The sequence below is a fragment of the Streptococcus massiliensis DSM 18628 genome, assembly GCF_000380065.1.
Taxonomy (GTDB): Bacteria; Bacillota; Bacilli; order Lactobacillales; family Streptococcaceae; genus Streptococcus; species Streptococcus massiliensis.
This window is the reverse complement of sequence record NZ_KB904406.1, coordinates 1-12,000: the sequence shown is the minus strand read 5'-3', so window position 1 is coordinate 12,000 and position 12,000 is coordinate 1. Positions and strand designations below refer to the sequence as shown.

Genomic DNA, 12,000 nt, shown 5'->3' with positions numbered 1-12,000 from the left:
AGACTCCTATGGTGTGACAATCTCACATTCTAGGAAAGGGAATTGTTATGACAATGCTCCTTGTGAAAATTTTTTCTCTCACCTCAAAAGTGAGTCTTTGACTTTATTTCCTCCAGAGAGTCAGAAACAGCTCATTCGCCAAATCAAAGACTATATAGACTGGTATAATATGGATAGACCGCAAGAAAAATTAAAAGGCATGACCCCCGTGCAATATCGGGAAGCATATCTTCATAACTAATACACTTTTTTACTGTCTATTTTAGTTGGGGCTTGACAAGGCCTCGTTTTTACTCTTTCTTGTTTAAACAAAAATTTTCCACAACTAAGCAATGACTTAATCAAAAACATACAACTGCGGGTAGTTGTGGCACTCGGGATTTTTGGGGTGGCAGACTGCGCGTCCAAAGTAAATCAGAGCTTGGTGGGCGGGTAGCCATTCTTTTTTTGGTAAGACTTCCATGACTCGCTTTTCGACTTCCAGCGGGGTTGCTGACTTCTTGACGATGTCGTGGTGCTTGCAAATCCGCTCCACATGCGTATCAACAGCAAAAGCTGGAATGCCAAAGCCCACGCTCATCACCACATTGGCTGTCTTACGACCCACGCCTGCCAGACTTTCTAGCTCAGTCCTGGTCTGAGGCACTTGACCGCCAAAGTCATCCAGCAACTGCTGGGCACACTTTTTGAGAAATTTTGCCTTATTGCGATAGAGCCCCAAGCGAGAAATATAGCCAGCGATTTCTGCTTCTGTCGCCTCTGCCATGGCTTGCGGAGTAGGGAAAGCTGCAAACAGGGCAGGAGTTGCTTTATTAACTGCCGCATCCGTTGTCTGCGCAGACAGCATGACCGCCACCAAGAGTTCAAAATGATTAGAAAAATCTAGACTGGGCTTGGCGTCTGGATAGAGGGCGATGATTTCCTCTAAAACCTTGCGCGCCCGTTTTTTTGATAAAACCATAGAAACCTTCCTATTTTTCTTTCCATTATATCATGTCCAGCAAGAAAAAGTCTGAGAATGGCTCTCAGACCTTGTTTATAATCCCAGCTCTTGGTAAGGCTTACGGTAGCCAATTTGCAAAATCTTGCCGTCTTTAACCAAAAGCGGTCGTTTGATGAGCATACCGTCGCTTGCCAGAAGCGCCGCTGCTTCCTGAGCGGATAAAGTCGGCACCTTGTCTTTCAAGCCCAAGTCGCGGTATTTCATCCCGCTGGTATTGAAAAAAGCCTTGATTTCTAAGTCAGAATGCTCTATCCAAGCTAGCAAGTCTTTTTGGCTAGGCGTTTCTTGGACGATGTCAACCGCCTCAAATTCAAGCCCTAGCTGCTTAAGCTCTGCTTTTGCCTTGCGGCAAGTCGAACACTTAGGATATTCAATAAATTGTAACATATTCACTCTTTTCTATTATTTTTGGAACTAGCAAGATTAACACCTTCATGCTCAAGCAGCCAGATTTTCTTATCCAAGCCGCCTGCATAGCCCGTCAGTTGTCCTTGGCTACCCAAAACACGGTGGCAAGGCACAATAATGCTCCAAGGATTGCGCCCGACTGCACCACCAACCGCCTGCGCTGATTTGACCCGCAAGTCCTTTGCAATCTGCCCATAAGTCACAGTCTGCCCGCTAGGCACTTCTTGCAAATAAGCCCAGACCCGCTTTTGAAAATCCGTCCCCTTGCTGGATAAAGGCAAAGTTGAAAAATCCACTGTCTTGCCTGCAAAATAATCATCTAGTAAGACAGCAGCTTCCGCTAAAATAGAATCTGATTGCTCTAAAATGTCCCCATCAAGACCTGCCTGATAATACTTTTGATGTAAAAACCAAATCCCTTGCAAACCACGACCGTCAGATACGAGCGATATATCGCCGACAGGTGATGAATACAATAATTGATAGAATTCCACTATAGACGTCCTTCTTTTCTGTCAAACAAATTGTGACAAGCACCCGCCTACCACTTATATTCCTTTAATTCTTGCTTATCCATGTTTTTCATTTTCTCTCTGATGATAGAGGGCATAAAGCTCGCTTTTTGGTATCCCGTGCAACTTAGCAACTTCTTTGACTGCCTGATTGGTCTTCGCACCTGCGTTTATTCGTTCTGCAACTAGAAGCAGCAAATCCTCTTCATTTAGTTCTGATGACGGCTCTTCACCTGCTCCTTCAACAATTAACAAACATTCACCTTTAGCCGGTGTCTCTGCTAAATAACTCAGAATTTCAGAAATTTTTCCTCTTTGAAATTCTTCATAGATCTTTGTCAATTCACGAACTAAAACAAGTTGACGATCTCCATAAACCTCCTGCATATTTTTAAGTGTTTCTGCTACTCGATAGGGAGATTCGTAAAAAATTTGAGTTTCTGGATAAGCCAGATGTTCTTTAAAAAATGCTTTTTGCTGGCTGGCTTTCCGCGGTAGAAAACCATAAAAAATATGCGGTTGTGGCGCCAAACCACTAGCAATAAGTGCGGTAATACCCGCACTAGGCCCCGGAATGGGAACAACTGGAATGGCAGCTGCAATAGCGGCTCGTACCAAATCATAACCAGGATCAGAAATGCTAGGCAATCCGGCATCTGAAACCTGTGCCACATCTTGCCCTTCCTCTAATCTTTGTAATAATTGAGGAATTCTCTCCTGGGCATTGTGCTCATGAAATGATAGCTGCGGTGTATCAATCTGATAATGCTTTAACAATAAACCAGTATTTCGTGTGTCCTCAGCGGCAATCACATCAACCTTGGAGAGAATATCAACCGCTCGATAAGTCATATCAGCTAGATTACCAATAGGAGTCCCAACTAGATAAAGCGTTCCAGTTTCATGAGAAGCTTTGAAACTTTTTTGAATTTTCATAGCTTATCCTCGATACAATAATTCATCACAGAAGACGCACTCCCCATCATTCTCACGGCGCTGACCATAAAAATCCGTGCAGATGTGAAAGCCATCGTTATAAATTTCACGTAAATTAGCACGGCCGTGACTCACCCTAGCAGGCGAATTTTTCTCGACCTGTCCTAAGCGTTCGCGTAACTTATCATTTTCTAGGCGCAGAGCAGTATTTTCCTCTACGACCTGCTTGAGTTTTTTCTTGATAGCCTCTACCTCCGCCAAAGTCATTAGCAAAGTTTGTGAAAAATCGTCTAAAGCGTCAAATAATTCTTTTTTATCCATTTTTACTCTCTTTCAAGATCTTAACTTAGCACCATGTATTCTAGTGTCGCTTGAAAAGCAACATTTTGCCGCCACATTTTTCGGGCAAGTACTAATTTTTCCAGCCCTTCACGCCCGCTTTTCTGCTGCATATGTTGTGCAAATAGCACTTCTAAGATTTGGAATACTTGCTCTTGCTTCACTTTATCATCAGCTAAACGTGTAAGCTTACTCACTTGCAAAAGCGCTTGTTCTGCACCTTTTAGATAAGTCATAGTAAAACGATCACATTCTGCTGCCAATTCAAAAAACGTCTTACTTTTTGCCAACTCTTCTGCCTGCGAAAATCCTGTCACAACAGCTGCAAGCAAATCAGCTTCTGTTTTTAAGAGCCCTTGCTCCTCCAAGTATCGGCGTAAGTAGCTATCATTTTTAGGAAAAGAAATCACCTGTGTTCGACTTCTAATGGTCGGTAAGATTTTTTCACTATCGGAACTAAGGAGAAAGAGATAAATCTCACTTTGTGGTTCTTCCATGGTCTTCAAAAGAGAATTAGCAGCATTGGTATGCATTTTGTCCGCATCACAAATGATGAAAACCTGACGATTCCCTTCAACACCACTTTGTGAAAAAGATTGTACCAAGTCACGAACACGGTCGGTTTTAATAATTTGATTGACTGGGCGCACCACTGTCACATCGGAAAATTCTTCCGCTTCAATCAAGCGACAATTACGACATTTCCCGCAAGCCCAAACCCCATCTTTTTCTGTGCAAAATAGACTCTGAGCCAACAAGAGACTCAGTTCAAAATTTCCAAAATCGCCAGAAAAAAGATAAGCATGAGCCAGCTGATTCTTTTTCAAAACAGACTCGAAGTGATGCAGCAAGGCTGGCTGAAGTTTTTCTACACTTTCTTTTTTCATCGTTCTGACACTTTTTTATCAAGGCAGCGACTAGCTTCTGCAGTCACATTTAACAAAGGCTGGCCCGCATCAATCTTTACTACTCGTTCTGGCTCCTGTTTTAAAATACTTAAATAGCCCTGTCGCACGCGCTCATGCCAAGCAACATTTTCCTGATCGAGACGATCAGCTCCACGGTGCTTGCTTTTGGCAATACGTGCTAGCCCTTCTTTTACATCAATATCAAAATAAAGGGTCAAATCGGGTTTAAGGCCATCCGTTGCATAAGCATTCAACCAGTGAATATCCTCTACATCCAATCCACGTCCAAAGCCCTGATAAGCAACTGAACTATCAATAAAGCGATCCATCAGTACCAATTTCCCAGCTGCTAAAGCAGGCAGGACACGTTCGGCTAAATGCTGACGCCGACTAGCAATATAGAGTAACAATTCTGTCTTTTCATCCATACTAGTATGAGCTGGATCTAAAATAATATCGCGAATTTTTTCTGCAATAGGAACACCCCCAGGTTCACGTGTAACTACGACCTCATACCCTCTTTCTTTTAAATCATGTGCTATTGCATCTAAAACCGTTGATTTTCCAGCACCGTCTGGCCCTTCAAATGTAATTAATAAACCTTTTGTCATCTTGTTCCTCTTCTAATTCTTTCACTATATTTTACCAAATTTCACAGTAAAAACCTAGAGGAAGATACAAATGTTAGCCGAAACTTCTCATTTATGAAAAAACTTTGTTGATAATCAGAAATATTTTCAAAAAATTTTTAAATCCTCTTCCCTAAACAGCCTAAGTTTTGGTACAATGGAGGTTGGAAAAAAATGAAATGAAAAGGAGGCTTTTATGAAAATTAAAAATGCTTTAGTCATTATCTTAGGTGCAGCAATCTTTGCCTTTGGAATCAATTATTTGGTCATTCCTAACCACTTATACGAAGGTGGAGCAACTGGGATTACCCTTATCACTTACTATTTATTAAAGATCCCCGTCTCCTTGATGAACTTGGTAATTAATATTCCACTTTTCATCTTAGCCTGGCGACTTTTAGGGGCACGGACTCTGTATTACAGCCTACTAGGAACCTTCTCTGTTTCCGCTTGGCTCTATGTTTTTGAACGCATTCCCTTTATTATTGATCTTGACAATGATATTCTGATTACGAGTCTTCTAGCCGGTTTAATGTCCGGAGTTGGACTTGGAATCATCTTTAATGCCGGAGGCACTACTGGCGGCACAGATATTGTTGCACGAATTGTCGGCAAGTATAGCAATTTCTCAATCGGGCGGCTCATGCTTATAGTCGATGCCTGTGTTTTGCTCTTCGTTTTACTTGTCTTTAAAGATACTCGAATGGTTGTTTACACACTGATTTTTGTCTTTATTGCAGCACGTATCATTGATTTGATTGCTGAAGGTGGTGGATACGCTGGAAAGGGATTTCTTATCGTTACTCCCAAATGGGAAGAATTGGCTCAAATTATTAACAAAGAGCTTGTTCGTGGAGTTACCTTGCTCAACGGTCAAGGACATTTTACTAAAGCTGACTATAAGATTATCTACTGTGTCGTAGCTCGGAATGAAATCCGTCAAATGAAAGAAATCATTGCTAAAGTCGATCCACATGCCTTTACGACCATTACCGACGCCCATGAGATTCTTGGCGAAGGTTTTACCCTTGATGAAAATAAACAGCCCATACAACGCTAAAAGCTCTGCAGTGCAGAGCTTTTTTGATTATTATTGTGATACAACCAAACAATTCAACGTTTTCTATATCATGGCTAAGACAATATTATAGAGTAGGGCTCCGATAATTCCACCTACAATTGGACCTGCAACTGGAATCCATGAATAGCCCCAATCAGAATCTCCTTTATTGGGAATTGGTAGTAAGGCATGCATTATCCGAGGACCCAAGTCACGAGCTGGATTGATAGCATAACCGGTTGTCGGACCAAGAGAGAAACCGACCGCAAAGATGACTAGCCCGACAATAATTGGTCCCAAACCAGCTCCAACTTTGTTTGGCCCAATGGCCATAACCGTAACAACCAATATTGCTGTTCCCAATGCTTCACCAAAGAAGTTGGATGCTGTGTGACGAATAGCTGGTCCAGTTGAAAAAGTTGCTAAGATTAAGCCAGAATCCTTGGTCTCACGAAAATGTGGATAATAATGCCAGTAGAGCACTAGCGCTGCTAACATAGCCCCAAGCATCTGAGCAAGGATAAAGGGTACAACCTTACTCCAAGCTAGTGAACCGATTGATGCCATAGCTAAGGTCACTGCTGGATTGAGATGAGCAGGGCTGAAGAGTCCGGATACATAGACTGCTACTGTACAAGCAATGCCCCAGCCAAAGACAATTGGTGTCCAACCAGTCCCCTCTTCCTTAGTCTTTGCTAATACATTTCCAGCTACCACCCCATCTCCTAGTAACACTAGGATAAAGGTTCCCAAAAATTCACCAAAATACTGCAACATAGTCGACCTCCTTATTTTGTGATATGTAATTCTGCAAGTTGCATTAAGATCGTATTTTTGTCTGTTCCGGCTTGGATGAGGGCGGCGGCTGTATAGCTCCCCTCCACAATAGGTACTTGGTTGATGATAATCTCTTTGTCAGAAAAATCAGCTGCCATTTCTAGATTCATCCGCGCAGAACCCAAATCATAAAAAGCTAATAATTGAGATTTAGGGTTGCTGTCAATAGCAGCTTGAACACGTTCAAAGCTAGTCCCGATACTACCGTCTTCTAGTCCTCCAACATAGGTAATAGAGACATCTTTTGCAACTTCTTTCACCAAACGATAAAGCCCTTCTGCCAGTAAATTCGAATGTGAAACTAGGACAATTCCTACATCTTCCATCATGCTCCCTCACTTACTTCTAAAAGAGCTGTAAATAGGAGCCCCGATGAATAAGACCCCGGATCAATATGCCCGATTGAGCGCTCACCAACATAAGAAGCACGTCCCTTAGTTGCCTTCATATCTTTAGTCGCCATTACAAGGCTATTAATCCGTTCCCGCGTTAAGTGATTAGCTTGCAAATCAGCCACTACCCCTGTCCAAACATCAACCATGGTCTTTTCTCCGGGTTGGGCTTTTCCACGTTTGACAATCATATCAAGTCCAGCCTTCATACTATCAGCCAGACTAGCACCTTCTTTTTCGGCTTTCATAATTCCCATAAAAGCAGACCCATAAAGCGGACCAGACGCGCCACCGACTTTACTCAAAAGCTGCATGGAAACTACTTGAAAAACTTCAGCAGAGCTATTGTAAGCTTTTTCGTTTAAGGCTTCTGTGACAGCTGCCATACCTCTTGCCATATTGCCACCATGGTCACCATCGCCAATAGGTGTGTCAAGCTCAGATAAGTAAGCTTTTTCTTCCTGCACCTTTTCATTGAATGCTGCCATCCATTTTTTAGCTGTTATTGCGTCCATATATTTCTCCTTACCATGCCACTGTCGTCACTGGACTATTAAGGGCGTCAAGCCATTCTTCATCTGTGAGTTTAAGTAAGGTCAAAGACAAACCAGCCATGTCAATTGACGTCATGTAGTTTCCAAGTTTCTTATAAAGCACTTCTACACCCGCTTCTTTCAGCAAAGATGCCACATCATTTGCAAACACGTATTGTTCCATCAGCGGTGTCGCTCCCATACCATTGATAAGAAGCGCAAAATGTTCTCCCGCCTTTGCTTCAAATGAACTTAGTAATTTTTCAGTTAATTCTTTTGCCAATTCATGAGATGGTTGCATTTTTTCTTTGCGATAGCCAGGTTCTCCGTGAATACCAATACCAAACTCAATTTCGTCATCAGATAACTCAAAACCAGGCTTCCCAACTTCAGGCACTGTCGCACCGCTCAAAGCTAAGCCAACTGTATGAATTTGTGCTACCAAACGGTCTGCCAATTCTTTGATTTCAGCTAAACTTTTACCGGCACGCGCAGCATTCCCTAAAATCTTATGTACAAAAATTGTACCTGCAACTCCGCGGCGGCCTTGTGTATAAAGACTATCTTCAACAGCTATATCATCATCTACGACAACACTCGCTACTTCTATACCTTCCATTTCAGCCATATCTTGCGCCATTTCAAAGTTCATGATATCGCCTGAATAGTTTTTGATAATCAGAAAAACCCCAGCCCCTTCATCAGCTTCCTTAATCGCAGCCAATACCTGATCTGGCGTAGGCGAAGTAAAAACAGCTCCACAAACAGCTGCACTCAGCATACCATCACCAACAAAACCAGCATGACTAGGCTCATGACCACTACCACCACCAGATACGAGACCGACTTTACCTGTTTTTGGCAGTCGCCGCGCAATGACATCTGTTCCATCCACACGGTAAACGAGCTGATCATGCATATATGACAGCCCAGCCAACATTTCATCCACTACAGCAGTGGGGTCATTGATAATTTTTTTCATGGGAACTCCTTTATTTTTATAGATAAAGTCCTCTCTCACACGGACTTTTACTCTCTCTGTCTTACTATCTTCATTGTATTCTTTTTAAGAATATTTCGGAAGGGACAAAACTTCAAATTTGTCCCTTTTTGCTTTATAGATGAGTACATTCATGATAGACTAGAAGTATCAGGAGGATTACCATGGGAACACCCCTCATCACCAAAAAAAGAATTGCCAAATCATTTAAGCAACTCTTTTTAACACAAGAATTTGAAAAAATTTCTGTTCAAAAAATTATGGCAGGAGCTGGTATTCGTAGACAAACTTTCTACAACCACTTTCTCGATAAATATCAATTACTCGAATGGATTTTCCAAACGGATCTTAAGGAGCAAATCACCGACAATCTTGAATATATATCAGGTTGGCAACTTCTGGAAGAACTTCTAACATTTTTTCTACGTAACAAAACTTTCTATCGAAAGGCATTTGAAATTGTTGACCAAAATAACTTTACCTCCTACTTTGAATACTATGCAAAACAGTTGATCACAAAATTGGATGCAGAGTACGGACAGCGGACTTTTTCGTCTGAAGATGCCTACAATTTCTATATCCATTACCATAGCCAAGCCTTGGTCAGTTCCATCAAACATTTACTCACCTTACAAGACACAGATTATCACAGAGAAATGATTTTCCTCACCCAACTCCTTAAAAACAATATCACAAAAAAGGAACTACTATGACACATATCTTAAACTCTCTCGAAAGTAGCGTCCAACAAAATATTCAGGCGCTAACACGCATCTATCCCCACCTTTCACAGCTAGACAATCGGCCTGTACTCTATAATAATCAGCATGATATAGCAACCGTTCCTATTCTTTCCGGTGGGGGCAGTGGACATGAACCTGCTCACTTTGGCTACGTTGGAGATGGAATGTTAAGTGCTGCAATAGCTGGTCCTCTTTTCATTCCTCCAAAATCAGATGATATTCTAGAAACTATTCGCTTTTTAAATAAAGGGAAAGGTGTATTTGTTATTATCAAAAATTTCGATGCTGACTTAGCTGAATTTTCTAGTGCCATTCATCAGGCAAGGGCTGAGGGTATTGCCGTTAAATACATTATTTCTCACGACGATATCTCAGTAGAAACTAGTAATTTTCAAGTGCGTCATCGTGGTGTTGCGGGAACAATCTTGCTGCATAAAATTCTGGGACAGGCTGCTAAAGAAGGAGCTGATCTAGATGAATTAGAAGAGTTGGGACTTAGCTTATCAACTTCTATTGCAACGCTCGGTGTAGCCAGTCGTCCAGCGTCTCTTCCTGATAAAGAACAGCTCATGTTTGAGCTTCCTGAGAAATACATTTCCTATGGCATTGGCATTCACGGCGAGCCAGGCTACCGTACTGTTCTCTTTGAATCTTCAGAAAACCTAGCTGTTGAACTCGTCAATAAACTCAAAATGAGGTTCAAATGGCAAGAAACAGATGATTTTATTCTCCTTATTAACAACCTAGGTGGTATTTCTAAACTAGAGGAATGGGCCTTCACAGATGATGTGCTCCAACTTTTAGACTTAGAAAGATTGCACCTCTCCTTTATCAAAACCGGCCATCTGATTACGACACTAGATATGGCAGGTCTATCTATCACTCTCTGCGCGGTCAAAGATCCAACTTGGATTCGTTTACTGATCGCTCCTACCAATGCGGCTGCTTGGTAATCAATATAACTCTTCCAGCACCACAAAAAGACTACCTTTCGGTAGTCTTTTAAATCTATCACAATGAATTTGTATCAACCTTAATCCCTACACCTTGAGTTGTAGTGATTGTCAGGTTAGTCATGTAAGTTCCTTTAGCTGTTGCTGGTTTTGCTTTTACGATCACATCGTGGAAAGCGCGGAAGTTTTCAACCAACTTGTCAGCGTCAAATGAAACTTTACCGATGATTGCTTGCACGTTACCTGCGCGGTCTGCACGGTAAGTGATTTTGCCGCCTTTAGATTCTTCAACTGCTTTTGCAACGTCCATAGTTACAGTACCAGTCTTAGGGTTTGGCATGAGGTTACGAGGACCAAGGACACGTCCGAGACGTCCTACGAGTGCCATCATGTCAGGTGTCGCAACGACAACATCAAAGTCAAGCCAGCCACCGTTGATTTTTTCAACCAGGTCTTCTTCGCCGACAAAGTCTGCACCAGCAGCTTTTGCTTCTTCAGCTTTGGCACCACGCGCGAATACAAGCACGCGTTGAGTTTTACCAGTACCGTTTGGCAAGACCATTGCACCGCGGATTTGTTGGTCCGCTTTTTTAACATCAATATTCAAGTTGTATGCAACTTCTACCGTTGCGTCAAATTTTGCAAAGTTTGTTTCTTTTGCAAGTGCTACAGCTTCTTCTACGCTGTATGCTTTTGTGCTGTCGATTTTTTCAAGTGCAGCACGAAGTTGTTTGCTTTTTTTAGCCATTTTCTATTCTCCTTGTAAAGTGGTTCAATCGATTTTCATCTCCCACGTCACTCAGTCATGATGAAGTGAGCGGGTCTAGGGTGTCATTGATTAGTCAACAACGGTGAATCCCATAGAGCGAGCAGTACCTTCAATCATACGCATTGCAGATTCAATATTTGCAGCGTTCAAATCTGGCATCTTCGTTTCAGCAATTTCTTGTACTTGCGCACGAGTAACTGTTGCAACTTTTGTTTTGTTCGGCGTTCCTGAACCTTTTTCAACACCGGCAGCTTTTTTCAACAGAACAGCAGCTGGTGGTGTTTTTGTTACGAAAGTAAATGATTTGTCTTCGTAAACTGAGATAACAACTGGGATAATCATACCAGCTTGGTCAGCGGTACGAGCGTTAAACTCTTTGGTGAATCCCATAATGTTAATCCCTGCTTGACCAAGTGCTGGTCCAACTGGTGGAGCTGGTGTCGCTTTACCGGCAGGAATTTGCAATTTTACAAGTTTTTCGACTTTTTTAGCCATTTTAAAATCCTCCTTTGTGGTTCTTTCGGTAATGTAAGATTTTTACCTCCCACAAGCATGCGTATCGCATACCTTTCTATTATACAGTATTCCCTAAAAAATGCAAGAGAAAAGTAATAAATTCTCCCATTTTTTGTCCCATTGTCAATGATGTGAGACCAACAATCTAAGAAATAGAAAGCTGATATGTTATTCTTTACAAGGGGCTAGCCCCTTGTAAAGAATTTCTGATTTCAATAGGCGATAACCAGTTAAGAGTCTGCATGGGGAGGCGGTTAGACAGGTAAAGATAGTTTTTCATCTGCTTGATAAGGTCATCGTAAGAGTAAAATTGCAAGCGTTGGTAGAAGCGCCTGTTATCATTTCGGTGGCTGCGTTCAACCTTCCTATTGTGTCGTGGCGTTCGAGGGCGGATGCACTTGTGTTCAATTCCTAACTCCTGACAAAGGATATCCAAAGGATGGATCTGCTTGGTTTCCTTGA

Annotated in this window: 18 protein-coding genes; 4 read left to right on the top strand and 14 right to left on the bottom strand. The window is 42.0% G+C overall.

Translation table 11 applies throughout. The features are described 5' to 3' along the window. The coding region (locus tag A3I3_RS10590) for an IS3 family transposase (RefSeq protein WP_018371054.1) at positions 1-241 on the top strand (241 nt) is incomplete at its 5' end. Between the two features lie 96 nt (positions 242-337). On the opposite strand, the gene nth is transcribed toward A3I3_RS10590, so the two are convergent. The 7 genes from nth to tmk all read right to left on the bottom strand — a co-directional run bounded on the left by nth (position 338) and on the right by tmk (position 4,717). Beyond that, positions 338-961 carry an endonuclease III gene (nth, locus tag A3I3_RS0107480; protein WP_018372100.1) on the bottom strand — a complete coding sequence of 208 codons (624 nt, stop codon included), beginning with the start codon at positions 959-961 and terminating at the stop codon, positions 338-340. A 75-nt stretch (positions 962-1,036) separates the two neighbouring features. Further along, complete coding sequence (locus A3I3_RS0107475) at positions 1,037-1,390, bottom strand: arsenate reductase family protein (protein WP_018372099.1); 354 nt, start codon at positions 1,388-1,390, stop codon at positions 1,037-1,039. A 2-nt stretch (positions 1,391-1,392) separates the two neighbouring features. Further along, positions 1,393-1,905, bottom strand: coding sequence for a methylated-DNA--[protein]-cysteine S-methyltransferase (locus tag A3I3_RS0107470; RefSeq protein WP_018372098.1), 513 nt, complete (start codon positions 1,903-1,905; stop codon positions 1,393-1,395). 75 nt (positions 1,906-1,980) lie between these two features. Then, positions 1,981-2,859: a 16S rRNA (cytidine(1402)-2'-O)-methyltransferase gene (gene rsmI, locus A3I3_RS0107465; protein ID WP_018372097.1), complete on the bottom strand. Its 879-nt coding sequence runs from the start codon at positions 2,857-2,859 to the stop codon at positions 1,981-1,983. 3 nt (positions 2,860-2,862) lie between these two features. Next, positions 2,863-3,180: a DNA replication initiation control protein YabA gene (gene yabA, locus A3I3_RS0107460; RefSeq protein WP_018372096.1), complete on the bottom strand. Its 318-nt coding sequence runs from the start codon at positions 3,178-3,180 to the stop codon at positions 2,863-2,865. A 20-nt stretch (positions 3,181-3,200) separates the two neighbouring features. Beyond that, on the bottom strand, positions 3,201-4,085 hold the full coding sequence (locus A3I3_RS0107455) for a DNA polymerase III subunit delta' (protein WP_018372095.1): 885 nt from the start codon (positions 4,083-4,085) through the stop codon (positions 3,201-3,203). Next, positions 4,082-4,717 carry a dTMP kinase gene (gene tmk / locus A3I3_RS0107450; protein ID WP_018372094.1) on the bottom strand — a complete coding sequence of 212 codons (636 nt, stop codon included), beginning with the start codon at positions 4,715-4,717 and terminating at the stop codon, positions 4,082-4,084. Before tmk ends, A3I3_RS0107455 begins: the two co-directional genes overlap by 4 nt. 214 nt (positions 4,718-4,931) lie before the next feature. On the opposite strand from tmk, the gene A3I3_RS0107445 reads away from it, so the two are divergent. After that, entirely contained in the window at positions 4,932-5,795 is an 864-nt protein-coding gene (locus A3I3_RS0107445) for a YitT family protein (protein WP_018372093.1), read from the top strand. 63 nt (positions 5,796-5,858) lie between these two features. On the opposite strand, the gene A3I3_RS0107440 is transcribed toward A3I3_RS0107445, so the two are convergent. The 4 genes from A3I3_RS0107440 to dhaK are packed head-to-tail and all read right to left on the bottom strand — an operon-like array spanning position 5,859 to position 8,539. Continuing rightward, positions 5,859-6,572, bottom strand: a complete 714-nt coding sequence (locus A3I3_RS0107440; protein ID WP_018372092.1) for an MIP/aquaporin family protein — start codon at positions 6,570-6,572, stop codon at positions 5,859-5,861. An 11-nt stretch (positions 6,573-6,583) separates the two neighbouring features. Further along, positions 6,584-6,958 (bottom strand): dihydroxyacetone kinase phosphoryl donor subunit DhaM, encoded by a 375-nt coding sequence (gene dhaM, locus A3I3_RS0107435; RefSeq protein ID WP_018372091.1) that lies wholly within the window; start codon positions 6,956-6,958, stop codon positions 6,584-6,586. Next, on the bottom strand, positions 6,958-7,539 hold the full coding sequence (gene dhaL / locus A3I3_RS0107430) for a dihydroxyacetone kinase subunit DhaL (protein ID WP_018372090.1): 582 nt from the start codon (positions 7,537-7,539) through the stop codon (positions 6,958-6,960). The genes dhaM and dhaL overlap by 1 nt, the downstream gene beginning before the upstream one ends. A gap of 10 nt (positions 7,540-7,549) precedes the next feature. Then, positions 7,550-8,539, bottom strand: a complete 990-nt coding sequence (dhaK, locus tag A3I3_RS0107425; RefSeq protein ID WP_018372089.1) for a dihydroxyacetone kinase subunit DhaK — start codon at positions 8,537-8,539, stop codon at positions 7,550-7,552. 182 nt (positions 8,540-8,721) lie between these two features. On the opposite strand from dhaK, the gene dhaS reads away from it, so the two are divergent. Both dhaS and dhaQ read left to right on the top strand, forming a co-directional pair. Beyond that, a complete protein-coding gene (gene dhaS, locus A3I3_RS0107420) occupies positions 8,722-9,270 on the top strand; it encodes a dihydroxyacetone kinase transcriptional activator DhaS (protein WP_018372088.1) in 549 nt (182 codons plus the stop codon). Beyond that, entirely contained in the window at positions 9,267-10,253 is a 987-nt protein-coding gene (dhaQ, locus tag A3I3_RS0107415) for a DhaKLM operon coactivator DhaQ (RefSeq protein ID WP_018372087.1), read from the top strand. The genes dhaS and dhaQ overlap by 4 nt, the downstream gene beginning before the upstream one ends. A 58-nt stretch (positions 10,254-10,311) precedes the next feature. On the opposite strand, the gene rplA is transcribed toward dhaQ, so the two are convergent. The 3 genes from rplA to A3I3_RS0107400 all read right to left on the bottom strand — a co-directional run. Continuing rightward, positions 10,312-11,001 carry a 50S ribosomal protein L1 gene (rplA, locus tag A3I3_RS0107410; RefSeq protein ID WP_018372086.1) on the bottom strand — a complete coding sequence of 230 codons (690 nt, stop codon included), beginning with the start codon at positions 10,999-11,001 and terminating at the stop codon, positions 10,312-10,314. Positions 11,002-11,091: 90 nt separating this feature from the next. Next, entirely contained in the window at positions 11,092-11,517 is a 426-nt protein-coding gene (gene rplK, locus A3I3_RS0107405) for a 50S ribosomal protein L11 (protein ID WP_001085808.1), read from the bottom strand. Between the two features lie 196 nt (positions 11,518-11,713). Next, a partial coding sequence (locus A3I3_RS0107400; RefSeq protein WP_018372085.1) for an integrase core domain-containing protein occupies positions 11,714-12,000 on the bottom strand: 287 nt, incomplete at its 5' end.

Excerpts from the sequence above, each read along its gene's own strand:
- nth (WP_018372100.1), bottom strand. The coding sequence starts at position 961 with ATGGTTTTATCAAAAAAACGGGCGCGCAAGGTTTTAGAGGAAATCATC.
- A3I3_RS0107475 (WP_018372099.1), bottom strand. The coding sequence starts at position 1,390 with ATGTTACAATTTATTGAATATCCTAAGTGTTCGACTTGCCGCAAGGCA.
- rsmI (WP_018372097.1), bottom strand. The coding sequence starts at position 2,859 with ATGAAAATTCAAAAAAGTTTCAAAGCTTCTCATGAAACTGGAACGCTT.
- yabA (WP_018372096.1), bottom strand. The coding sequence starts at position 3,180 with ATGGATAAAAAAGAATTATTTGACGCTTTAGACGATTTTTCACAAACT.
- A3I3_RS0107455 (WP_018372095.1), bottom strand. The coding sequence starts at position 4,085 with ATGAAAAAAGAAAGTGTAGAAAAACTTCAGCCAGCCTTGCTGCATCAC.
- tmk (WP_018372094.1), bottom strand. The coding sequence starts at position 4,717 with ATGACAAAAGGTTTATTAATTACATTTGAAGGGCCAGACGGTGCTGGA.
- A3I3_RS0107445 (WP_018372093.1), top strand. The coding sequence starts at position 4,932 with ATGAAAATTAAAAATGCTTTAGTCATTATCTTAGGTGCAGCAATCTTT.
- A3I3_RS0107440 (WP_018372092.1), bottom strand. The coding sequence starts at position 6,572 with ATGTTGCAGTATTTTGGTGAATTTTTGGGAACCTTTATCCTAGTGTTA.
- dhaM (WP_018372091.1), bottom strand. The coding sequence starts at position 6,958 with ATGGAAGATGTAGGAATTGTCCTAGTTTCACATTCGAATTTACTGGCA.
- dhaL (WP_018372090.1), bottom strand. The coding sequence starts at position 7,539 with ATGGACGCAATAACAGCTAAAAAATGGATGGCAGCATTCAATGAAAAG.
- dhaK (WP_018372089.1), bottom strand. The coding sequence starts at position 8,539 with ATGAAAAAAATTATCAATGACCCCACTGCTGTAGTGGATGAAATGTTG.
- dhaS (WP_018372088.1), top strand. The coding sequence starts at position 8,722 with ATGGGAACACCCCTCATCACCAAAAAAAGAATTGCCAAATCATTTAAG.
- dhaQ (WP_018372087.1), top strand. The coding sequence starts at position 9,267 with ATGACACATATCTTAAACTCTCTCGAAAGTAGCGTCCAACAAAATATT.
- rplA (WP_018372086.1), bottom strand. The coding sequence starts at position 11,001 with ATGGCTAAAAAAAGCAAACAACTTCGTGCTGCACTTGAAAAAATCGAC.
- rplK (WP_001085808.1), bottom strand. The coding sequence starts at position 11,517 with ATGGCTAAAAAAGTCGAAAAACTTGTAAAATTGCAAATTCCTGCCGGT.